Origin of the sequence: Roseibium porphyridii (genome assembly GCF_026191725.2) — a bacterium.
In the GTDB taxonomy this organism is placed as follows: Bacteria; Pseudomonadota; Alphaproteobacteria; order Rhizobiales; family Stappiaceae; genus Roseibium; species Roseibium porphyridii.
Genome location: NZ_CP120863.1, coordinates 5,728,978 through 5,752,425, shown reverse-complemented (window position 1 = coordinate 5,752,425; position 23,448 = coordinate 5,728,978). Strand labels below are relative to the sequence as shown.

General features: G+C 55.3%; 19 protein-coding genes. 12 read left to right on the top strand and 7 right to left on the bottom strand.

Annotated elements, in window-relative coordinates; genetic code table 11:
- Nucleotides 1–23 precede the first annotated feature (23 nt).
- The 3 genes from K1718_RS26530 to K1718_RS26520 all read left to right on the top strand — a co-directional run bounded on the left by K1718_RS26530 (nucleotide 24) and on the right by K1718_RS26520 (nucleotide 2,856).
- A complete protein-coding gene (locus K1718_RS26530; RefSeq protein WP_265680252.1) occupies nucleotides 24–908 on the top strand; it encodes a F0F1 ATP synthase subunit gamma in 885 nt (294 codons plus the stop codon).
- 25 nt (nucleotides 909–933) lie between these two features.
- On the top strand, nucleotides 934–2,358 hold the full coding sequence (atpD, locus tag K1718_RS26525; RefSeq protein ID WP_152503931.1) for a F0F1 ATP synthase subunit beta: 1,425 nt from the start codon (nucleotides 934–936) through the stop codon (nucleotides 2,356–2,358).
- 90 nt (nucleotides 2,359–2,448) lie between these two features.
- Nucleotides 2,449–2,856: a F0F1 ATP synthase subunit epsilon gene (locus tag K1718_RS26520; protein WP_152503930.1), complete on the top strand. Its 408-nt coding sequence runs from the start codon at nucleotides 2,449–2,451 to the stop codon at nucleotides 2,854–2,856.
- 73 nt (nucleotides 2,857–2,929) lie between these two features.
- On the opposite strand, the gene K1718_RS26515 is transcribed toward K1718_RS26520, so the two are convergent.
- From K1718_RS26515 to K1718_RS26485, 7 genes are all read right to left on the bottom strand, one after another.
- On the bottom strand, nucleotides 2,930–6,286 hold the full coding sequence (locus K1718_RS26515; RefSeq protein WP_265680253.1) for a PAS-domain containing protein: 3,357 nt from the start codon (nucleotides 6,284–6,286) through the stop codon (nucleotides 2,930–2,932).
- Between the two features lie 398 nt (nucleotides 6,287–6,684).
- The gene (locus K1718_RS26510) at nucleotides 6,685–6,894 is read right to left on the bottom strand and encodes a hypothetical protein (protein ID WP_152503928.1); all 210 of its coding nucleotides are present in this window, start codon (nucleotides 6,892–6,894) and stop codon (nucleotides 6,685–6,687) included.
- A 255-nt stretch (nucleotides 6,895–7,149) separates the two neighbouring features.
- Nucleotides 7,150–8,760 carry a molybdopterin-binding/glycosyltransferase family 2 protein gene (locus K1718_RS26505; protein WP_265680254.1) on the bottom strand — a complete coding sequence of 537 codons (1,611 nt, stop codon included), beginning with the start codon at nucleotides 8,758–8,760 and terminating at the stop codon, nucleotides 7,150–7,152.
- On the bottom strand, nucleotides 8,757–9,452 hold the full coding sequence (locus K1718_RS26500) for an XdhC family protein (RefSeq protein ID WP_265680255.1): 696 nt from the start codon (nucleotides 9,450–9,452) through the stop codon (nucleotides 8,757–8,759). The genes K1718_RS26505 and K1718_RS26500 overlap by 4 nt, the downstream gene beginning before the upstream one ends.
- A gap of 4 nt (nucleotides 9,453–9,456) precedes the next feature.
- Nucleotides 9,457–10,086 (bottom strand): LysE family translocator, encoded by a 630-nt coding sequence (locus K1718_RS26495; protein ID WP_265680256.1) that lies wholly within the window; start codon nucleotides 10,084–10,086, stop codon nucleotides 9,457–9,459.
- Nucleotides 10,087–10,100: 14 nt separating this feature from the next.
- A complete protein-coding gene (locus tag K1718_RS26490; RefSeq protein WP_152503925.1) occupies nucleotides 10,101–10,433 on the bottom strand; it encodes an XdhC family protein in 333 nt (110 codons plus the stop codon).
- Between the two features lie 197 nt (nucleotides 10,434–10,630).
- Entirely contained in the window at nucleotides 10,631–12,241 is a 1,611-nt protein-coding gene (locus tag K1718_RS26485) for a phosphoenolpyruvate carboxykinase (protein WP_265680257.1), read from the bottom strand.
- Nucleotides 12,242–12,753: 512 nt separating this feature from the next.
- Between K1718_RS26485 and K1718_RS26480 the strand changes: the two genes are divergently transcribed.
- The 9 genes from K1718_RS26480 to K1718_RS26440 all read left to right on the top strand — a co-directional run bounded on the left by K1718_RS26480 (nucleotide 12,754) and on the right by K1718_RS26440 (nucleotide 23,446).
- Complete coding sequence (locus K1718_RS26480; RefSeq protein ID WP_152503923.1) at nucleotides 12,754–13,452, top strand: response regulator transcription factor; 699 nt, start codon at nucleotides 12,754–12,756, stop codon at nucleotides 13,450–13,452.
- 39 nt (nucleotides 13,453–13,491) lie between these two features.
- Entirely contained in the window at nucleotides 13,492–15,312 is a 1,821-nt protein-coding gene (locus K1718_RS26475; protein WP_265680258.1) for a sensor histidine kinase, read from the top strand.
- Complete coding sequence (locus K1718_RS26470; protein WP_152503921.1) at nucleotides 15,309–15,776, top strand: HPr kinase/phosphorylase; 468 nt, start codon at nucleotides 15,309–15,311, stop codon at nucleotides 15,774–15,776. Before K1718_RS26475 ends, K1718_RS26470 begins: the two co-directional genes overlap by 4 nt.
- Before the next feature lie 136 nt (nucleotides 15,777–15,912).
- Nucleotides 15,913–16,317, top strand: coding sequence for a PTS sugar transporter subunit IIA (locus K1718_RS26465; protein WP_152503920.1), 405 nt, complete (start codon nucleotides 15,913–15,915; stop codon nucleotides 16,315–16,317).
- 8 nt (nucleotides 16,318–16,325) lie between these two features.
- On the top strand, nucleotides 16,326–16,610 hold the full coding sequence (locus K1718_RS26460) for an HPr family phosphocarrier protein (protein ID WP_265680259.1): 285 nt from the start codon (nucleotides 16,326–16,328) through the stop codon (nucleotides 16,608–16,610).
- 59 nt (nucleotides 16,611–16,669) lie between these two features.
- A complete protein-coding gene (locus K1718_RS26455) occupies nucleotides 16,670–17,974 on the top strand; it encodes a class I SAM-dependent methyltransferase (protein WP_265680260.1) in 1,305 nt (434 codons plus the stop codon).
- A 12-nt stretch (nucleotides 17,975–17,986) separates the two neighbouring features.
- Entirely contained in the window at nucleotides 17,987–19,081 is a 1,095-nt protein-coding gene (locus K1718_RS26450) for a serine hydrolase domain-containing protein (protein ID WP_265680261.1), read from the top strand.
- A gap of 217 nt (nucleotides 19,082–19,298) precedes the next feature.
- Nucleotides 19,299–20,687, top strand: coding sequence for an adenosylhomocysteinase (gene ahcY / locus K1718_RS26445; protein ID WP_152503916.1), 1,389 nt, complete (start codon nucleotides 19,299–19,301; stop codon nucleotides 20,685–20,687).
- Nucleotides 20,688–20,935: 248 nt separating this feature from the next.
- Nucleotides 20,936–23,446, top strand: a complete 2,511-nt coding sequence (locus tag K1718_RS26440; protein WP_265680262.1) for a PAS domain-containing sensor histidine kinase — start codon at nucleotides 20,936–20,938, stop codon at nucleotides 23,444–23,446.
- Nucleotides 23,447–23,448: the final 2 nt, after the last annotated feature.

Genomic DNA, 23,448 nt, shown 5'->3' with positions numbered 1-23,448 from the left:
CGGGATAAGGAGCAGGGGCGGCCATGCCGAGCCTGAAGGACTTACGAAACCGCATCGCTTCCGTGAAGGCGACGCAGAAAATCACCAAGGCCATGCAAATGGTGGCCGCGGCGAAGCTGCGTCGTGCTCAGGAAGCTGCGGAGGCTGCACGCCCCTATGCGGAACGCATGGACGCCGTGCTGGCCAACCTCGCGGTGGCTTTTGAGGGCCGCGACGACGCTCCGAAGCTGATGTCCGGTACGGGCAGCGATCAGGTGCATCTCCTGGTCGTCGCTACGGCTGAACGTGGGCTGTGCGGGGGCTTCAACACCAATATCGCCAAGCTCGCACGTGAAAAGGCACGCAGCCTGATCGCCGACGGCAAGACGGTCAAAATCCTTTGCGTTGGCAAGAAGGGTTATGACGCGTTGAAGCGCGAGCTTGGGCAGTACGTTATCAAAACCGTGGATCTGCGCAGTGTGAAACATGTTGGTTTCACAGATGCTGACGAAATCGGTCGCGAAATTCTCGGCATGTTCGAAAATGGCGAATTCGATGTCTGCACGCTTTTCTATGCCACGTTCAAATCGGTGATTGCCCAGGAGCCGACTGCCCAGCAGTTGATCCCGGCAAGCTTTGAAACCGAAGAAGATACGGGCAATAACGGCGCGCAGCCGGTTTACGAATACGAGCCTGACGAAGGCGAGATCCTTGCGGATCTTCTGCCGCGTAACATCTCCGTGCAGGTTTTCAGGGCTCTTCTGGAAAACGCTGCGTCTGAGCAGGGTGCTCGTATGTCCGCAATGGACAATGCGACCCGAAACGCTGGTGAAATGATCGACAAGCTGACGATCAGCTACAACCGCCAGCGCCAGGCTCAGATTACGACGGAATTGATTGAAATTATCTCGGGCGCTGAAGCGCTCTAACGGGATCGATACGAGGATTAGGGATATGGCTGACAAAAAAGTCGGACGGGTCACCCAGGTCATCGGCGCCGTTGTCGACGTCAAGTTCGATGACCATCTGCCGTTGATCCTGAACGCTCTTGAAGTTGACAACCAGGGCACACGCCTGGTGCTTGAAGTTGCGCAGCATCTTGGTGAGAACACGGTTCGCACCATCGCGATGGACTCCACCGAGGGCTTGGTTCGCGGTCAGGAAGTGATCGACACGGACGCCGCTATCATGGTTCCGGTTGGTGACGGCACGCTGGGCCGCATCATGAACGTGATTGGTGAGCCTGTCGATGACGCTGGTGAAATCAAGCACGAAACCAAGCGCGGCATTCACCAGGAAGCTCCGGAATTCATCGAGCAATCCACTGAAGCTGAAATCCTGGTTACGGGCATCAAGGTCGTTGACCTGCTGGCGCCTTACGCGAAGGGTGGTAAGATCGGCCTGTTCGGTGGTGCCGGCGTTGGTAAAACCGTTCTGATCATGGAATTGATCAACAACATCGCTAAGGCGCACGGTGGTTACTCCGTGTTCGCCGGTGTTGGTGAGCGTACCCGTGAAGGCAACGACCTTTATTGGGAAATGATTGAATCCAACGTGAACAAGGAAGGCGGCGGAGAAGGCTCCAAAGCGGCACTTGTTTATGGTCAGATGAACGAACCTCCCGGAGCCCGCGCTCGTGTTGCTTTGACCGGTCTGACGGTTGCTGAACACTTCCGCGATGAAGGTCAGGACGTTCTGTTCTTCGTCGACAACATCTTCCGCTTCACGCAGGCTGGTTCCGAAGTGTCCGCGCTTTTGGGTCGTATCCCGTCCGCTGTGGGCTATCAGCCGACTTTGGCCACGGACATGGGCTCGATGCAGGAACGCATCACCACCACGACCAAAGGCTCGATCACGTCCGTGCAGGCCGTTTACGTCCCGGCCGATGACTTGACTGACCCGGCACCGGCTTCGACCTTCGCCCACTTGGATGCGACCACGGTTCTTAACCGTGCCATCGCTGAGAAAGGTATCTACCCGGCTGTGGATCCGCTGGATTCCTCGTCCCGTATGCTGGATGCCCGTATCATCGGTGAAGAGCACTACAACACCGCATATTCGGTTCAGGTCACTCTGCAGCGCTACAAGGCACTTCAGGACATCATCGCCATCCTCGGAATGGACGAGCTGTCTGAAGAAGATAAGCTTACAGTGGCTCGCGCACGTAAGATCGAGCGCTTCCTATCGCAGCCGTTCTTCGTGGCCGAGGTCTTCACCGGTTCTCCAGGCAAGCTTGTTGCTCTGGAAGACACGATCAAAGGCTTCAAAGGCCTGGTTGAAGGTGAGTATGACCACCTGCCGGAAGCAGCGTTCTACATGGTCGGTTCCATTGACGAAGCGATCGAGAAAGCTCAGCGTCTGGCTGCCGAAGCCGCTTAAGGCTCCAATATCTCTGGACACCGTACACGGTGTCCGGTTCTTAGCTGATGGCTTGCCCATCTGAAATTTGACTGACAAGGAAGACGCCAAATGGCCGAACTTTTCCAGTTTGAGTTGGTCTCGCCGGAGCGCCAGCTCCTCTCCGAACAGGTGTCTGAAGTTGTTGTTCCAGGCACAGAGGGCGAGTTTGGCGTTCTGAAAGACCACGCCCTGTTCATGTCGACAATCACGCCCGGCATTTTGAAAGTGCGCCGGGACGGCGACAGCTGGGACGAATACTTCGTGCGTGGCGGTTTTGCCGATGTTGCAGCCGGTGGCCTGACAGTTTTGGCTGAACAGGCTGTGCCTGTGGGCGAAATCAGCCGGGAGCAGCTTGATCAGGCGATCAAAAACGCTGAAGAAGACGTTGCTGACGCCAAGGATGATGCAACCAAACAGCGTGCTGAAAACACCCTGGCACAGTTGAAGGATGTGGTTGAAGCCTTGAACAAGGCTTGAGGCCACCCTCTAACGGGTAATTCGATTGATAGCGCGGTCCGGCAACGGGCCGCGCTTTTTCATGGAAACTGTCTTAGTTGACAGTTGCGTCGGTCAGATTGCCGTCGAAAAACCGAAAGCCATTTCGGCCGTTCTTCTTGACTTCGTAAAGAGCGATGTCTGCCTGCTTGATGATCGGACTTACATCTTCGGTTTCGCCGAAGATTGGCGAAATGCCGACGCTCACACCAATGGAGACCGTGTGTCCAAGTGCCGTAAACGGCTGTTCGATGTTACTCACAATGCGCGCAGCAATTTCAGCCGTATGTTCTCCGGTACAATTGAGAATAATGGCGAATTCGTCACCGCCGAGCCGCGCAATAAGGTCGGTTGAGCGGACACACGCCTTCATTCGTTCGGCGACCTGTTTGAGAATTTCATCTCCGACATCGTGACCGTACGTGTCATTGACTGGTTTGAAACGGTCCAGGTCCAGTAAGAGCAGATCGCCCGTGTGCTCTGAAAGAATGGCGCGGTCGAGAGCTTCATCGAGTGTCTTGTTGAACAGTGTTCTGTTGGCAAGACCGGTGAGCATATCGTGATGTGCCGCGTATTCGATTTTTTCAGCAGCCAGTTCTTGCGACGTGATGTCCTCATGGGTGCCAATCCAACCACCGCCCGGCATCGGGGCATGAACGGCACTGACCACCCTGCCACTCGGGTGTTTGAATTTGGAACGGACGACATCACCGGCGGACAGTTGGATCATCAGATCCATGACATGAGCTTTGACATCTCCATCAAACTCGCCGCGTGCCTTTTCGGCCTCAATCAGCTCGACGAGGCTTGCACCCTTGCGAACTTCACCTTCCGGTTTGCCGAAAATCTCGAGATACTGTTGGTTCCAAAGAGACAAACGTCCGGTCTTGTCAAAAACGCTGACGCCCTGACGCATATTGGCAAGAATAGCTTCAAGTTCGTCACCGCGCAGATGCGCCTGGCGTTCGCTTTCCGCAATCTTCTCTTCCATGCGCCGCCGTTCGGAGATGTCGAAGAAATTGTAGATGAAGCCGCCACTTGGCAGCGGCGTGCTCCTGATGTCGAGATAGCGACCGTCTGACGTCGACCGTTCAAATGCGTGGGGCTGATCAGGTGGGTACGCCTTGAACCTTTCCAGTGCAAGAACTTCCGGGTCGCCAGGGCCATAGTCCCCGCGTTGAGCATTGAACTTGTAATAGTCGAGCAAGTGCAGCTTCTGTTCCAGGAGATCGCGAGGAACCTGCAATGTTTCGATCAATTCGTCATTGTAGAAGGCCAGCTGATGGCCTGCGTCGAAATAGGCAAAGCCGCCAGGCACATTGTCAAAAATGATTTGAAGCTGATCAGCCTGCGCTTTCGTTTCCGTAATGTCGGCCATCGAAACGACAACGCCCTTCAGGCCGAATTCTTCGGAAGGGTCGATTGATCTCGCGTTTACTCGCAACCAGATGCTGGTCTCGCTATCGTGAGGCGTGATGCTCGCAATCAGGTCCGTAACGAAATCGGGATCATCCACGGCAAGAACGAACGGGTCGCAATGCTGACCATTGAGGCTGCACTGTATGTTGACGTCCAGGTCCTGAACCGCCATTCCGACCAATTCATCTGCTCGGTACCCTACCATGGCGGCAGCTGCCGGATTGCAGACCTGAATGATGCCGTTTGAATCAAACAACAAGATGCCTTCGGACACAGCAGCCAGGGTGGCACGATTGACGGCCTCCGAGATCTTGAGTGACTGTTCAGTCCGCTTGCGCTCCGTGATATCGAAGATACTTGTTACGAGGCCGCCACTGGGTGTCGGGTTTCCTCGAATTTCAAGCGTCGTATCGTCTGGCCCGGCGCGCTCGTAAACGTGTGGCTCGGGATTGTCGAAAACTGAAAAGCGTTCCTTGATGAGCTGATCGGGGTCTCCCGGTCCAAAATCTCCGCGGCGAGCCAGGAAACCGGCCACTTCCTGGAGCGATGCTTTTGTGTCAATAAACTCTTCCGGCAGCTTCAACAGCTGCTGAAAATAATCATTGTTGGCGGCAAGGCGACGGTTTTCATCGTAGTAGACAAGTCCGCCGTGAATGTTGTCGAAGACGACCTGAAGCGTTTCAGCCTGGAGTTTTGTCTCGGTAATGTCCGCGAGCGAAACAACGGTGAGATCCAATCCGGCTCCGCCAGCGCTCGCCGTGGCATTTGCATCAATCCGAAGCCAGACTGATGAAGACACACCTGAACGGTTCATCTTGACGATGTGGTTGTTGACTTCGTGCGGCAGTTTTGCGGCTCTGGTCAGAACGTCATCGTCCGCCTTGCCGTCTTCTGTTTGAAACCGGATATTTGCAATAAGATCCTGGACATTTTGGCCCGCTGCAGTTTTTGCGGTGAGGCCGAGCATTTTTGCTGCGGCCGGATTGAGTGACTGGATCCGTCCGGTTGCGCTCAGAACCAGGATACCCTCGCGAAGGGTTTCCAGTGTCGTACGCTGCACGGCTTCGGAGCTACGGACAGCTTTTTCGGACATAAGCCGTTCGGTGATGTCCTGGAATGCTCCAACCAATCTGCAAACGCGGCCGTTTTCGAAAATGGGTCGTCCGGCAGCCCGGACCCAGAGTTCGTTGCCCTTTGCGGTTATGAAAGGCAGTTCGACATCCCAGCCGATACCTTCTTCAATGCCACGGGCAACCGCATCACTTATGATTTCACGTCCATCGGGTGCATAGAAAGAAAGCGCGGTATCGACGCTGGGAACAAAATCGGCGTCAACCTCGTGCAGCTCCCGGGTTTTGTCTGTCCAGATCAATTGGTTGGTGTCGAGATCCAGTTCCCAACCGCCGACACCGGAGACAGTCGCAATTTCTTCAAGGAGTTCGCTTTCCTGTGTGGCGAGCCGGCTCTCCGCTTCGGCCTTGTCGAGGGCATCCTGCACCTGCAGTTCCGCCCTGTGCGACTTGATCAAGCCCTCTACAATTTTTCCGAATCGTTTGAGTTGCGCCAACTGTGCGTCGCTCGGCGACCTTGGCTCGCGGTCGATGACACACAAGGTGCCCAACCTGTTCTTACCATCGATGGATATCGGACAGCCGGCGTAAAAACGAATGAACGGGTCACCTGTGACCAAAGGATTGTCGCGAAAGCGAGCGTCTTTTCGGGCATCTGGAATGACGAACAGGTCGTCGGAAAGGATCGCATGCTGGCAAAAGGATACATCTCGCGATGTGCTGTCGGCGTCGAGACCGCATTTGGCTTTGAACCACTGCTGGTCTTTATCAACAATGGATATCAGCGATATTGGGCACTCAAATACCGTGGCGATAGCCTCAACGACAGCATCAAACTCCGGCAATCTTTCAGAATGCAGGATCTGCAAGGCATGAAGTGCCTTGAGCCGATCGGATTCGTTTGGCGGTTGCGAGACTTCCATACAGGACTCGCCCTTTTTCGATTGGTCTGCCTGGATCGAATATAGACCATTATTACGTACACGAGCATTCGCAATAAAAGATTAATGTTTACAACTTTAAGAAAACTGTCTCTGAAAACTTTAGTATTCGCGTAATCTCAACGAAATTAAAAGGTGTTGGAAATAATTAAATACAGAATATAAGTAGAATTTACATCGTATCTAAATTTTTAATAGCGCAGAACTATCAAGGTTGACCCTATGGTTGTATTGGGTTTCTTTGTTGTCAGATCAAGCTTGGATCGCCCAGAGATATCTTGCGATCAGACAATAAAAAACCCGGCCATAGAGACCGGGTCTAAAGGTACGTGGGAGACCCACGAAAGAACTGCTATTGTTTCTGAGCAGCTTGAATTCAGTTAGGCCGCACGGCGGAAGGACAGGCTCATACCGCCACCACCTGACCGGTTGCGACGACGCTCTTCCGGCGGGATGTAGACGATTGCGCTGTGTTCTGAGCAATAAGAAACGCCCGCTTCAACGCGGTTATTGCACGGGAAGATGTAGTTACCAGCATCGCCTTCTGCCCATTTACAGCAGCCCGGACGCGGGAGAGACAAGTCAGCCATGTCGTTTTCCTTTATTCTCGCCAAGCAACAAAAGCGCTCGACCATCCTCGGGAGGAGAGGATCCGAACAGCTCTTGTTAGAAATCGGATTTATAGGCGCTTCGGACCTCAACTCAGTCCAACCCTCCATGGGCACCCTTCAGCAAGCGCAGGCATTACATAAGCGGCATGTCACAAAAATGCAATAGTATACCTGGCATTGCGGACTTGCGCTGAGTGCATACCGGGTTAATCATTGGTAAGAATGTGCTCTGCGCTAGCTTTCTGGAAGGACGCCACCGGCCTTTTTCAGCGCCTCTGGAGTATCCAGGTCCAGTCGGGCAGCAGCGCCGATTTCCACTTCGGCCACAAAGCCCGGGTTTTCCGCAATCAGGTGCCGTGCACCGACATCACCGCTCAAGGACTTCAGTGCAGAGAAATAGCGCCTGTCCCAAAGCACGGGATTTCCGCGCTTTCCTTCTGCTGTTGCCGTGATGATCAGGTTGTTCTTCTTCGCACCATATGTGGCAATGAGAGTGTTCAGAACCTTTGCATCAATCCGTGGCATGTCTCCGAGGAGAATAATCACGGCATCTGTGTCAGCCTCCAGAGCATCCATTCCGACACGGATCGAACCGGCCATGCCGTCAGCAAAGTCCGGATTGTGAACCACTGTTACAGGCAAATCGGCAATAGGTGCTGAGACTTCGTCGGCACGATGGCCTGTCACCAGAACAGTCTGGCTCAGACCTGAATTGGTCGCAGCTTCGGCTGCATACCGTACGAGAGCTTTTCCATCCAGTTCGGCAAGCAGTTTGTTGGGTCCGCGCATGCGCGACGATTTTCCGGCGGCAAGTATGATTGCCGCGACCTTGGGGGCGTCGCTTGTGCGTCTCGCCTCGCGCGGCTGTGGTCTTGTCCCGATTTCCATCAGCAAGCCTCCAACGCCCATCGCCGTGATATCTTCAGGCCTCACCTCCAGGCCCGCGATCAATCGGTCAAGCACCCAGTCAAACCCGTTTTCTTTCGGGCTGCGGGCGCATCCTGGAGCCCCAAGCACAGGCTTGCCATCATACTCCCCAAGCATGAGCAAGTTGCCGGGATCAACCGGCATTCCAAGATGTTTCACCTTGCCTCCGGCTAGGTCCAGCCCGGCGGGCAGAACATCATACCGGTCAACCACGGCCGAAGCTCCGAAGAGAACCAGAAAATCGGCTCCCTTGTCTGCCAGAGCCTTGATAGCGGCTGCAACTTCCGGCTCGGAATGGGGCACGCGAATTTCGTCCAGGATGTTGCTTTGGCTTGGTCTCAGGCGTTGTTCCAGAACTCGCCTCGTCTTGTCCATCGTTGCCGATTTGAGGTGAGGCAGCTCCGTTGCAACAAGACCGACCTTGTGCGATTTGAACGGGCAGATACGAACAGCCATGTGTATCGCCTCAATTGCCGCCTCCACCTGGGCTCCCGGAACGGCGAAAGAAATGATTTTCGCTGTCGCGACCATGCGGCCGTCTGCGACCTTGGTGTGATTGGCGAGCGTTGCGAATGTGATTGCCGGGTCGATCCTGTTGGCGTTGGTAACCGCCTGTTCGTCGATCACCAGAATACCGTCCTGCTCGGCATTTAGGTTCATGCGGCCTGTCGCGGCAGTATCAACGACGATGCCTTTGCCTTTGGCAGCAAGTCCAAGTCGCGTTGCGGCCTCGTCTTCTCCGATATCGCCGTCTTCAAGACGGGCAACGACAACGCTGTTTTCACCTGCCGCGGATAGCTCGTTGCAGTCTTGCAGGGTAAGCACATGACCCTTTTTCAGGGTGCGCTCGCCCAATCGGGTCTTGTGGGCCAGAATGCAGCCGGTTGCTTCGTCGACAGGGCACGGCCCGAATTTCATCTGGCGGTCTCCGGAGCCTTGCGCAAGGCAAGAATGATGGAACCGAGCACGGCAACCGCGATCTCCTGAGGGGAGGCCGCACCGATATCAAGCCCGATGGGCGCATCAATGCGATCGAAATGGAGATCAGTAAGCCCTGCCTCCTTGAACCTCTCAAGGCGTTTGCCATGTGTCTTTCTGCTTCCGAGGGCACCTACATAAAAACATTCGGTTTTCAGGGCTTCGATCAAAGGAAAATCATCTATCTTCGGGTCATGAGTGACAGCAGCTACGGCGGTGTAGGCATCAAGGGGCGTCTCTTTGAGAACAGTTTCCGGCCAGTCTGCCTTCAGCGAACTGCCGGGAAAACGATCCTCAGTTGCAAACGCGGTCCTCGGGTCAATCACGGTAACGTCCAGTCCGGCCATTTCAGCCATTGGAACAAGGGCCTGACTGATATGAACGGCACCGATGATGACGAGGCGAGGGGCCGGAACGGAAACCGTCAGAAAAAAGTCGCCGTCGTCTGTTTCCACGGTTCCTGATTTGCCGGACCGAAACCTGCGTTCAAGGTCATCGGCAAGCGGATCACTTGATAGTTTCCCATCCCTGTGCACCAGCCGCTGTGTGCCATCCGACATGCGGGTAACAAGGATCGCCGCATTGCGGTTCTCTCGGTCTCTGTTCAGCTCTTGAAGAAGAGAAAGATCCATGGTGTCACGCGCGGTCCGTTGCCAGTTTGAGGCCCAGTCCAACCAGCAGCGATCCACCTAACCAGCGTGTCAGGTCCTGAATTTTGGAAGATTTGGTCAAACGTTTTTTCACTTCACTCGCAAACAGGACCGTCACGATGTCCGCAGACGTGAATGCGCAATTGACGAACGTGCCGAGGATCAGAAACTGAACCCAGATCGGAAAGCCGGCGTCCGGGCTGACGAACTGTGGAAGAAAGGCGATAAAGAAAATCGCCACCTTGGGATTGAAGACCTCAACCAGGATGCTGTCGACAAAAGCCCGGCGAATTGTTTTTTGAGGCAGGTCAGGCGTTGATCCGGCAACCATTCGGGTACGGATCATCTGTACACCCAAGAATACCAGATAAATGCCTCCCACGATCTTCAACGCAAAATAGAGCGTCGGAACGACGGTGAAAATCGCTGAAAGGCCGAAAGCTGCGGCAAAAACATGCACGTAGCAGCCCAGATGTATGCCCAAGGCTGCCATGAAGCCAGCTTTTTTGCCTCGGGCTATCGTTTGGGCAGCAGTGTAAAGCAATGCAGGCCCGGGCATATAGGCAAACAGGGCGGTGGCTGCGGCAAAAGCGAGAAGGGTTTCAATATTAAGCACGGCAAGTCCAGAAGTCAGTTTACAGGTTCAACATAAACTCGAATACGTCCCCCGCAGGAAAGTCCAACCTGCCAGGCGGTTTCGTCGGCAACACCGAATTCAAGCGTGGTTGGGCGGCCGGTGTCGATCACATCGATAGCCTCTGCAACGACGGCACCTTCCACGCAACCCCCGGAGACCGATCCCTCGAAATTGCCGTCAGCGTCGATCACCAGATGTGAGCCGACCGGACGTGGAGCTGAACCCCAGGTTTCTATCACTGTGGCCAGGGCTACGGGTCGACCTGAGTTTCGCCAAGCCTCGGCGGTTTTCAATACGTCGGGTATCGAGGAAGTTTCGGTGGTCATGAAGAGCGCTCCTTCGTGAGCCCGGTTCGGTCGCAGGAGTTCTCAATATAGGCTTTTCTGACGGCTAAGAAAGTGCGCTTAAGTCCAAGTCGACGTCGCGTTGTGCGAGCGGTCTTGACCGGTCACGGGCCTAAAAGAAAAACGGCGCCGGAAGGCCCGGCGCCGATCAAGTTGTGTGGGACAATGTTATTGGGCTTTTATTCAGCAGCGACCCGCAAGGCCGGTGCAGCGCTCAGGACAGCGCCATCGACATGGGCTTCAAAGGTCTCGAAATTGTCGACAAACATCTGGACGAGTTTCGATGCCTGTATGTCATAAGCATCCTTGTCGGCCCATGTTTCCCGCGGCGTGAGCATTTTTGTCTCGACGCCGGAGACCGCAACAGGGACTTCGAAACCGAAATTGGGATCCGTTCGGAATTCTGCACCATTCAAACTGCCGGAAAGAGCGGCCTGCAACAAAGTGCGTGTGGCCTTGATCGGCATGCGATGGCCGGTTCCGTGAGCACCACCGGTCCAGCCTGTGTTGACCAGCCAGCAATCCACATTGTGCTTGGCGATCAGCTCTTTCAGAAGGTTGCCGTATTCTGACGGATGGCGTGGCAGGAAAGGTGCTCCGAAACAGGTCGAGAATGTTGCTTGGGGTTCGGTGACGCCTTTTTCGGTTCCTGCGACTTTTGCCGTGTACCCGGACAGGAAGTGATACATGGCCTGAGCCGGTGTCAGTCGCGCAATCGGCGGCATCACGCCAAACGCATCTGCTGTCAGCATGATGATGGTTTTTGGCATCGGCGCGCAGCCCGTATCGCTTGCATTCGAAATGAAGTGGATCGGGTAGGCAGCTCGTGTGTTCTCGGTTTTTGACCCGTCGTCGAAATCCGGGACCCGCGCAGCATCCAGGACGACGTTTTCAAGGACTGTACCGAAACGCTGTGTCGTGGAAAAAATCTCTGGCTCGGCTTCCCTGGAGAGCTTGATAGTCTTGGCATAACAGCCGCCTTCGAAGTTGAAGACGCCGCTTTCGCTCCATCCATGTTCGTCGTCGCCGATCAGTGTACGGCTGGGATCGGCAGAGAGCGTCGTTTTGCCAGTGCCGGACAAGCCGAAGAAGACCGCTGTATCGCCTTGCGCGCCGACATTTGCCGAGCAGTGCATTGACATGATGCCCTTTGCCGGCAGCAGGTGATTGAGCATCGTGAAGACCGACTTCTTCATTTCACCGGCATAGGACGTCCCCCCGATCAGAACGATCTTGCGGGTAAGATCACAGGCGATAACCGTTTCCGAACGACAGCCGTGTTTGTCGGGATCGGCCTTGAAACTTGGCAGATCGACAATCGTCATCTCAGGGTCGAAGCCATCGAGGTCGCTGAGTTCAGGGCGCAGCAACAGGTTGCGAATGAAGAGCGAATGCCAGGCATATTCGGTAAAGACCCGTACCGGCAGACGATGGGTCGCGTCTGCGCCGCCATAAAGGTCCTGGGCGAAGAGCTCCCTTCCTTCCGCGTGCTGAAGAAAATCCGACAGAAGCTGATCGAACTGCGCCTTGGATATTTGCGCATTGTTGTCCCACCAGACGGTATCTCTGGTGCTTTCGTCTTTCACGACGAATTTGTCTTTCGGGGAGCGGCCAGTGTGAATGCCAGTTTCCGCGACAATTGCGCCGCCGGCCGCGAGCCGGGTTTCACCACGAGAAAGAGAATACTCATAAAGTGCAGGCTCATTCTGGTTCCAATAGAGCGCCTTCAGGCCCTTAAAACCAAAAATATCGCAACCTTTGGAAGGATTCCTGACACCGACTTCTTTCATGTTCCCGCAGTCCTCGTGATGTGGGCGTGTTTGTCGCTGCCGGACAAGCAAAAATGTTGACAGATCCGGCGCTGAGGGCTGCGAACGTAGTGGAATGCCCAAGGGGCAGCAAGACCACCAAAAGTGCTATGTCATTGTTTAATCGATTAAAATCCCGCGTTTATTTTCCGATGTTTAATTTGGATCGCGAATAAAAAACCGAAACCTTCGGAATGTTCGAATTGGCGAAAAAATCGAAAGAAAACGCGCAAGACTCGCGTATCCGCCTGGTCGAATCTGAGGCCGTGCTCATTGCTTGGTCGCGTCAAACGCCTTTATTGATCTTACGGTCCGCGACATCTTGAATTTTCTCGGCGCGCACTCCATCAATGCTTTCCGTAGGGGCGATTTTCAGATTTTCAACGCATCTCTTCATGCGGTTTGCCTTAATTTATGCGCATTTAGCAGGCCAAACGCTGTGTGATACACTAAAGCTTGCCATCGGTGCGTAGCCGGAAATGGAAACACAAAGCATGCCGACAATTGCCTTGGTCGATGACGACCGTAATATTTTGACCTCAGTCTCAATTGCACTGGAGGCGGAAGGGTATCGCGTCCAGTCTTACACCGATGGAACATCGGCTTTGGACGGATTGCAGACCGATCCGCCGGAGCTGGCGATCTTCGATATCAAGATGCCGCGCATGGACGGGATGGAATTGCTTCGCCGTCTTCGTCAGAACTCCGATTTGCCGGTAATCTTCCTGACATCGAAAGATGATGAGATCGACGAATTGTTCGGTCTGAAGATGGGTGCAGACGATTTCATCCGCAAACCGTTTTCGCAGCGTCTGCTGGTCGAGCGTGTGCGCGCGGTGTTGCGCCGGGCTCAGCCAAAGGATGCCTCTGCCCCGCGTGACGACGCCGACAAACTGCTGGAACGTGGCCAGCTTGTGATGGACCAGGAACGGCACACCTGCACCTGGAACAACAAGCCGGTCACTCTCACTGTTACGGAATTCCTGATCCTGTCCGCCTTGGCGCAGCGCCCGGGTGTCGTTAAAAGCCGAAACGCGTTGATGGATGCAGCCTATGATGATCAGGTCTATGTCGACGACCGGACCATCGACAGCCACATCAAACGTCTCCGGAAAAAGTTCAAGGTTGTTGACGACGACTTCGACATGATCGAAACACTTTATGGTGTTGGCTACCGGTTCCGGGAAGCCTGACTGGACCGCAAGCGTCCAAATACCTTAGAGCGAGCCTGAATGGCGGTTGAAAGCGAGAGCGTCGAAGACGGCACGGTAACCGAACCTGCAAACGGTTCGGAGCGCTCGCGCTTGCGCCGTCTCGGCAACAAGCGCATTCGCAGGCGCCTTCTCAATCAGCTGGGCCGGATCTTCGGAACCTACGTGCTGTCGTCATTGACGCGGCGGATCATCGCGATCAACCTTGTTGGTCTGCTGGCGCTCGTAATCGGCATTTTGTACCTCAATCAGTTTCGCGCCGGACTGATTGATGCCCGTGTTCAGAGCCTGCTCACTCAAGGTGAAATCATTGCCGGTGCGATTGCAGCTTCGGCCACGGTCGATACCGGCACGATCACGGTTGACCCTGAACGCCTTTTACAGCTGCAGGCAGGTGAGAGCATAACGCCGACAACCGACGATCTCGACAGCCTGGACTTTCCGATCAATCCCGAGCGGGTTGGACCGGTATTGCGCCGTCTGATTTCGCCGACAAAAACGCGGGCGAGGATCTATGACCCTGAAGGCATCTTGATCCTCGATTCCCGGCATCTTTATTCCAGTGCCCAGATCCTGCGCTTTGATCTGCCGCCGCCTACGGCAGAAGAAGAGGGATTTTGGAATTCGCTCTGGCAATGGACCAAGCGCTGGCTTCAGCAGGGTGACTTGCCACTTTATCAGGAAGTCGGTGGAGGCGATGGCCGGGCTTATCCGGAAGTCGAAGCTGCGCTTGCCGGGTCCCCGGCGAGCGTGACGCGAATTTCCCAAAGGGGTGAATTGATTGTCTCGGTTTCCGTTCCGATCCAGCGGTTCCGGGCGGTTTTGGGAGCGCTGCTACTCTCCACGCAGGGTGGGGATATTGATGCCATCGTCCGCGCGGAGCGAATAGCGATCATCAGGGTCTTTCTATTTGCTGCGACCGTCACGATCCTTTTGTCAATCCTGTTGGCGGGAACGATCGCAGGACCGGTGCGCCGTCTTGCTGCCGCTGCCGACCGGGTAAGGCGTGGATCTTCGGCCTCGCGTGAGGAGATCCCGGATTTTTCAGATCGTCAGGATGAAATCGGCCATCTGGCCCGCTCCTTCCGCGAGATGACAAATGCGCTCTACGACAAGATCGATGCGATTGAGCGGTTCGCGGCGGATGTTGCGCATGAACTGAAGAACCCGCTGACCTCTTTGCGGAGTGCCGTTGAGACGTTGCCGCTGGCCAAGTCGAAGAACTCGCAGGATCGATTGATGGAAGTCATCCAGCACGATGTGCGCCGTCTCGATCGGTTGATCAGCGATATTTCCGATGCTTCGCGTCTCGATGCGGAGCTTGCCAGGATCCAGGCTGAAACCATCGATATTGCGGAATTGCTGCGCAACATGGCGGACGCGGCCAATCAGACGGCCGGTGCTGACGATGCCAGCGTCAAGTTGGCAGTCGCTGATGCTCAAGGCGCCAAGCCCTACGAAATGCAAGGTCATGACATTCGCCTGGGTCAGGTCATGAGCAACCTTCTCGACAATGCCCGTTCCTTTTCTCCGTCAAGCGGAACTGTTCGGGTTGATCTCAGCCGGGAGGGGCGTGGGTTCAAGATCATGGTCGATGATGATGGCCCGGGCATCCGTGCGGAAAACACCGACCGGATCTTTGAGCGCTTTTATACCGACCGGCCAGACGGCGAAGGGTTCGGAAACAATTCAGGTCTCGGCCTGTCGATTTCACGGCAGATCATCGAGGCGCATGGCGGCACGCTGACGGCGACGAACCGTATTGAGCAGGGCGCGGATGGCAGCCAGAAAATCGCCGGGGCAAGGTTTGTAATCTATCTGCCGCTTGGACCGGGTAAGTGACAGCTGAAGCCGTCCATGCGAATTGTGCCATTGTCGGCACGATCGGATTGTTGATCCGGGGAAGCGCCGGAAGCGGCAAGACCTCACTGTGTGACCTTCTGATAGAAGCGGCCTCGTCTCGAGGAAACTTCGGGCGGCTCGTTTCGGACGACTATGTTTATTTGAGTGGCAAGGGGACACGGCTTCTCGCTGAAGCGCCGGAGGCGATCCGTGGACGAATGGAAGTGCGTGGTTTCGGTCTGGTTGAACAGGCAGTTGACCACCGGGCGCAGGTGCATCTTGTCATTGACCTTCAGCCGTTGAGTGATTTGGAACGGCTACCTGAAAACCGATTGGATCATGTGATGCTCGAGGGCATTCAGGTCCCGGCTCTGAAGTGTCCTGAAGACCGGCCAGTCAATAGCATGCGTATGATCCGTTGGGCGCTTCGCGCGCTGTTTCCAGGGAACCTGGATTATATTTAAGGGATCGAGGATCTTTTTTGCTTGCATGTCTGCAAACGGTTGAAGAGAGTGCATCAGACTGATAAACGCCCGGCGCGTTCCGGGTTCTGACCGGAACCCTGAGCAGATAACACACGATAGTCAGGCCGAACGACACATGATTGGACTAGTACTTGTGACCCACGGGCGTCTCGCCGAGGAATTCAAGGCGGCGCTGGAGCATGTTGTCGGGCCTCAGGAACAGGTCGAAACCATTTCCATAGGTCCGGATGACGATATGGAGCAGCGTCGGCAGGACATTCTAACGGCCGTCGAAGCAGCCAATTCCGGCAAGGGTGTGGTTTTGCTGACCGATATGTTCGGTGGAACACCGTCGAACCTGGCAATCTCGGTTATGGACAGCAAGTCCGTCGAGGTGGTTGCCGGCGTCAATCTGCCCATGCTCATCAAACTGGCCAGTGTCAGGGCAGATCGCGAATTGGCAGAAGCTGTCGACGAGGCTCGCCAGGCTGGGCAAAAATACATTTCCGTTGCTAGTCAGGTGCTGTCGGGACAGAACTAATAAAAAACATGACAGCAGACACACCGTTGGAAAGAGATCTCACCATTGTGAACCGGCGCGGCCTTCATGCGCGGGCATCGGCTAAACTTGTGAAACTGGTCGAAACCTTCGAGGCAGAAGTCAACGTGTCCAAAGACGGTCAGACAGTTGGTGGCACGTCGATCATGGGATTGATGATGTTGGCTGCCAGCCCGGGGTGCTGCATCAAGGTCTGTGTTGCAGGTGTTGACGCTGAAGAGGCTTTGACAGCGATTTCAGAACTGGTTGAAAGCGGTTTCGGCGAGACTGACTGACTCTTATTGCCCGTTCCGCAACCTTCGGGCCATTCCCGTCAGCTTTATTGAGGAGAACGATGGCAGGAAACTCCGAAGACCGGTTGATTTCATCCGCAACAGCCGTTTTGACCCATATTCATGAAGCGCTCGAGCTTGAGTTCGGATTTGAACTCTGGGACGGAAGCCGGGTGCCTCCCGAATTGCCGGAAAATGGAATGCGGATCGCGCTCGGTCAAACGGCGCTGACGCAATTGTTGCGCCGTCCGGGCATCAAGACGGTCGTCGACCTTTACTCCGAAGGCAGGATCGACCCACGCGGCGGCACAATTTTTGATTTTGCGGACAAAAGACCCAAGGTCAAAGGCCGCGAAATTCGGAAGCGCTTGAAAAAGACTTTGCTTCTGAAAAACGCATTGCCGCTTCTGTTGGGCAGCAATGCCGTTAAAGGGCAGACCGACGGGCTGGACGCCGGACGTGCAGCAGACCGCAGCTCTGGCAGTCGAAAGGACGACATTGCCTTTCATTATGATGTCTCCAATGACTTCTATCGTCTCTTTCTGGATCCGGAGATGGTCTACACCTGTGCCTATTTCACGGACTGGTCGAACGATCTGGCGACAGCTCAAAAAGACAAGCTGGACATGATTTGCCGGAAACTGCGACTGAAGCCCGGCGAGCGCATGCTCGATATCGGTTGCGGCTGGGGCGCGCTCATCTGTCACGCTGCCGAACACTATGGCGTAAACGCTGTCGGTGTCACGCTGGCCGAAGAGCAGCTGAAACTCGCTGAAGAACGGATCAAAGAGCGTGGACTGGAAGACAAGGTCTCGGTCAAGCTGATCGATTATCGCGAGATGGATGGCAAGTTCGACAAGATCTCTTCCATCGGAATGTTCGAAGCTGTCGGTCTCGACAACTATGACAATTATTTCCAGAGCGTGCACCGCCTGTTAAAGCCGCGCGGGCTTTACCTCCACCATGCGATCACCCGGCGCGGCAAGAAGGATTTGAAAGCCTTCCGCCGTAAGAAGCCGGAATATCAGGCACTTGTGCGCTATATCTTTCCCGGTGGAGAGGTCGACCATATCGGTTGGACATTGACCAATCTCGAAGCTCATGGCTTCGAAGTGCACGACGTGGAAGCCTGGCGCGAGCATTACGCCAGAACCACACGGTTGTGGGCCGAGAACCTGATGGCGGTCAAGGATGCGGCCATCGCCGAAATCGGCGAAGAGAAATACCGTCTTTGGTTGGCCTATCTGATCGGCGTCTCGCTGGGTTTTGAACGTGGTTCGATTGGTATTTTTCAGACGGTGACCTCTCGGCGGACCAAGGGCCTGTCCGGCATGCCGCCAACACGTGAAGACCTCTACAGAAAGTAAGGTCAGTTCGTGATGCGCAGCCTGTCTTGCCTCGCATGTCTTTTCTCGATCCTAATTGTTGCAATTGTGCTGCCGCTGCATGCGCAAACAACTAACGATCTGGAAGAGCTCCTTCAGGACATTCATGGGTCGGATTGCTCGCCGCACGGACCGGCTCGGGTTCTCTATGTCCAGGCACCTGACGCGAAGGCTTGGCTGACCTGTGGCGTGGAACGGCCATCTGGTCATCCAACTGCGCGTAACAGTCGTTTTCTGACTGCTTCGCTCGGCAAGCTGTTTTTGTCCGTTGCCTTGCTGCAGCTTCATGAAAAGAGCGTGCTGAACATTGATGACAAGGTGTCAAAGTGGTTGCCGAGTAACGTCATTGACGGGCTCGGCGGCGCGGATCATCTGACCATTGCTCATCTGCTTACCATGACAAGCGGGCTGCCGGACTATCTGGACGAAGCGTATTATCTGGAAAGCCTGTCCAGGGTCGCGGCGGGCGAGACCGCTAGGGAAATTCTTCACTGGGCTGTTGGGACGATTGCGGATGAGGGCCGTCTCTTTGCTCCTGGAAACGCTTATGACTATTCCAACAGCAACTACCTGCTGGCACAGATCATTCTTGAAGAGGCAACCGGCTCTTCGATGAACAGGATGTTCTCGGAAAATATTTTCCTACCGACCGGTATCAAAGAGGTGCAGGTCCTCGGGTTTGGTGTGGGGCCGGATGACTTCGTGCAGGGAAATGAGGACTTTGGCAGCGGCCTCCAGCCTGTTGACGCCTTTCTCATCGGTTTCGGGTTTGGCGATGGTGGACTGGTGGCAAACGCCGAAGACATCGCGTCGTTCTATCGTGCTCTCTTCAACGAGGGCGACGTCTTGAGCCGGAACAGCATCGTGCGTCTGCTGCAAGACCCGATTGGTGAGGGCTACGGTATGGGAGTTGAAATCGAAACCGATCCGGATCTGGGACAAGTGGTTGGTCACTCAGGTGGCGATGTCGGATTTTCCGCTGATGTGCGACATGTCCCGGAGCATGGCGTGACAGTCGTGTATCTTTCTGCGGAAGCCAATGACGATGTTTCCGTCACTTTCGACGTTCTTGTTGAACTGCTGAATTGAGGCCTGGCAAGGAATTTTAAATGATATAAAGAATTCTTTATATCTTTATTGCGTCATGTTCGTTGGGCAGGTATAAACCGCCGCAGGATTTCCGGGAAGCATTTCGGAAATCAGCCTGGGGCTGCCGCCATACTTGTCTCGTTTCAAGTCACCGGCTGGCTCAATGCCCTTCTCAAGGCCTGGCCTTTAACGCTGGCTCAAACAGCAGGACACATTAATGACCGACTACATTGTCAAGGACATCGGGCTCGCCGACTGGGGCCGTACCGAGATTGAAATTGCCGAACACGAAATGCCGGGCCTGATGGCTTGCCGTGCTGAATTCGGTGAAAGCAAACCGCTTAAGGGCGCTCGCATCGCCGGGTCATTGCATATGACCATCCAGACCGCGGTATTGATTGAAACGCTAGTTGCACTCGGTGCTGAAGTTCGCTGGGCGTCCTGCAACATCTATTCGACACAGGATCAGGCAGCAGCAGCCATCGCCGCATCGGGCGTTCCGGTTTTCGCCATCAAGGGTGAAACGCTGGAAGAATACTGGGATTATGCCGACAAGATCTTCGACTTCCCCGAAGGTGCGAACATGATCCTCGATGATGGCGGCGACGCAACGCTGTACATCCTGCTTGGCGCACGGGTCGAGGCCGGAGAAACCGGTCTCATTGAAAATCCGACGTCTGAAGAAGAGGAATGTCTCTTTGCGCAGATCAAAAAGCGCATGGCTGCAAACCCGGGCTGGTTCACGAAACAGAAGAGCCTGATCCAGGGTGTTTCGGAAGAAACCACAACGGGCGTTCTGCGTCTTTACGAGATGCAGAAAAACGGCTCGTTGCCGTTCCCGGCAATCAACGTCAATGACAGTGTCACCAAGTCCAAGTTCGACAACCGCTACGGTTGCCGCGAATCTCTGGTCGACGGTATCCGTCGCGGCACCGATGTCATGATGTCTGGTAAGGTTGCGGTGGTTTGCGGTTACGGCGATGTCGGCAAGGGTTCTGCACAGTCACTCGCCGGAGCAGGTGCCCGCGTGATCGTCACTGAAATCGATCCGATTTGTGCCTTGCAGGCGTCCATGGACGGCTTTGAAGTCAAGACCATGGAGCAGGCACTGCCGGAGGGCGACATTTATGTCACCGCAACCGGTAACAAGGACATCATCACCTTTGACCACATGCGTGGCATGAAGGACATGGCGATCGTCTGTAACATTGGCCACTTCGACAACGAGATCCAGGTTGCCGCTTTGAAGAACACAAAGCTGCGCCCGGTCAAGGATCAGGTGGACATGTATGAATTTCCGGATGGAAAGCGCATGATCCTGCTGTCGCAGGGACGTCTGGTGAACCTCGGCAACGCAACAGGCCATCCGAGCTTCGTGATGTCTGCAAGCTTTACCAACCAGGTTCTGGCGCAGATCGAACTCTACACCAAAGGCAACGAGTACAAGAACGAAGTTTATGTGCTGCCAAAGCACCTGGACGAGAAGGTCGCTCGTCTGCACCTGGAAAAACTCGGTGTCACGTTAACTGAATTGTCCGACGAGCAATCCCAATATCTGGGGATTAATAAGGCTGGTCCGTTCAAGTCGGAACACTACAAGTACTGATTTGCGATTGGTGATCCACTAGATGTAGTGATCGCCTCGATTCGGTGCTGTGAACAAAAAAATGCAGGACCCTTCAATTTGACGGGTCCTGTTAACTTTTCAGCAACGGACTCTTCTGCGTGATTCTCAAAAAGGTTATGGTTTAAGCGAATCAAAGGCCAGGAGGCAGATGTCTTTGATTTGCTCCCAGAATCCGGGAGCTGCAGCCCGCAAAAAACGGGTCAAGGCGGCACTAAGGGGATCATAAGATGCCGAAAGGCAGCAGGGACGGCGCGCGATCACGCGCGACGTGGCGAGATTGGAGTCCGAAAACGGTTGCGCTTGGTGGTACGGCGTTGACGGCCTTTGGCTTGTCCAGCGTTCCGGCCTATGCCGACATGCTCGCCGACACCGCTGCAGCAATCAATCCCGGTGCGATGATCTTGTTTGGTGCTTTTGGCGGCATTTGCGCGTTTGCTGTAACTGCTGCCGTCGCACTTGTCCGTCATCGCAAGCAGTCCGCCCAGCTAACCAGCGCGTTGGAAAAGGAAAAGAGTGACCTCAAGTTCCGGGTGGACCGGCTTGAAGCCATGCTTAACACCGACGAGCAGCGGGTGATTGTCTGGACTGGCAATGGCGCAATGCCCCAGATCTGGGGCGTCCTTCCCGAAACATCCGGTGTTCCGCGTCCTCCGGCACAATTGCTTGCCTTCGGCAGCTGGCTGACCGCCAAATGCGCGGGAGATCTGGAACGGCATCTGGACCTGTTGTTCCGGACGGGTGAGGCCTTCACCACAACACTGAAGACCCGAACCGGCAGCTATGTCGAGGCACTTGGCCGCACGACGGGCGGAGCCGTCGTGCTTCGGCTGCGCGACCTGACGGGCGAGCGTCAGATGCAAGCCGAGCTTGCCGCACGCAACGCCAAGATATCAGGCGAGCTGCATATGCTGCACGCATTGCTTGACGCCATGCCCGCACCTGCCTGGCAAAGAGATGCCGAAGGCAATCTGATCTGGGCGAACGCGGCCTATGCGGAGGCGGTCGAAATGCCGACGGCAGATGCCGCCGTGAAGGAAGGGGCCACTTTCCTCGACGCAGCAGCTCGCACGGCCATGGCCGTGAAGCGAACTGAAGATGGTTGCTTCTCAGCCCGAATTCCAATTGTGGCTTCAGGTGAACGCCGCGTCTTTGAAGTCACTGATGTCAATGCGAATGTCGGCGGAGCCGGTATTGCCGTGGACATCAGTGAGCTGGAACAGTCCCGCAAGGAAATGGGACGCGCTGAGGAATTTCACGGCCGGACGCTGGACCAGCTGGCTGCCGCCGTCGCGATCTTCAGCAGCGACCGCAAACTGCAATTCTACAATGCCGCCTTCCGTCAGCTATGGGATCTGGACCCGTCCTTCCTGGAAGGCCAGCCTGAAGACGGCGCCGTGCTCGACGCACTCCGGGCTGCACGCAAGTTGCCTGAACAGGCAGACTATCGGGTCTGGCGCAACAAGATGCTGGAGAGCTACCAGTCTCTTGAAGCCCGGGAAAGCTGGTGGCACCTGCCCGATGGGCGCACCTTGCGCGTGATCGCCAATCCGCATCCGCAAGGCGGCGTTACTTATATCTATGAAAACGTGACTGAGCAGTTGGATCTGGAAAGTCGGTACAATGCCCTCACAAGGGTCCAGGGCGAAACGCTCGACAATCTGTCGGAAGCTGTTGCCGTGTTTGGCTCTGACGGGCGCCTTCGTCTTTGGAACCCTGCATTCGGCCGCATCTGGAGCCTCGGAGAAGATCGGCTGGCAGAACTTCCGCACGTAAAGGAAGTTGTGTCAGCCTGTGTTCTGAGCGACACGGAGCAAGAGGCTTGGGATCTGCTTGCCAGCAACGTTACCGGCCTTCTGGACAACCGTACTCAAAATGTCAGTCGCCTTGAGCGGCACAACGGCGACGTTTTGGACTATGCCACGGTTCCTCTGCCGGACGGCGGCACGCTTGTCACATTCGTTGACGTGACCGACAGCGTGAATGTCGAGCGGGCGCTGCTTGAAAAGAACGAGGCTCTGCAGCAGGCTGATCAGATCAAGAACGCCTTCATCCAGCATGTGTCTTATGAGCTGCGTTCGCCGTTGACGAACATCATTGGATTTGCCCAACTTCTGGCCGATCCGAAATTTGGCGAACTCTCAGAAAAGCAGGGCGAATACGCCGAATACATCCAATCGTCGTCCTCGGCGCTGCTCGCCATCATCAACGACATTCTCGATCTGGCAACGCTCGATGCCGGCATCATGGAATTGGACCTCGGCGAGGTTGACGTCGCCTCCACGGTCTCTGCGGCGGTTGAAGGGTTGAAGGACCGGATTGCCGAAGCAAAGATTAATTTGCGGACGCAGGTACCTGCCGATATCGGCATGATGATTGCCGACGAAAAACGGTTGCGTCAGGTCCTGTTCAATCTGATTGCCAATGCGGTGCGCTACTCCGAAGAAAACGGTGTCGTCGATGTCAGCTGTAGCCGTGAAGACGATACGGTAAAATTCATCGTCAAGGATCATGGTTACGGCATTCCGGCAGAGATCCTGACGCAGGTCTTCAACCGGTTTGTCGGTCACGACACGGGTGCACGGCGACAGGGCGCTGGCTTGGGTCTTGCCATCGTCAAGAGCTTCGTTGAGCTCCATGGTGGTTCGGTTGAGATCGATTCCGATGAGGGCAATGGCACAACGGTCACATGCGCTTTCCCGGCTCGGCCTGAACAGGCGGACCAGGCCGCTGCCGAATAGAC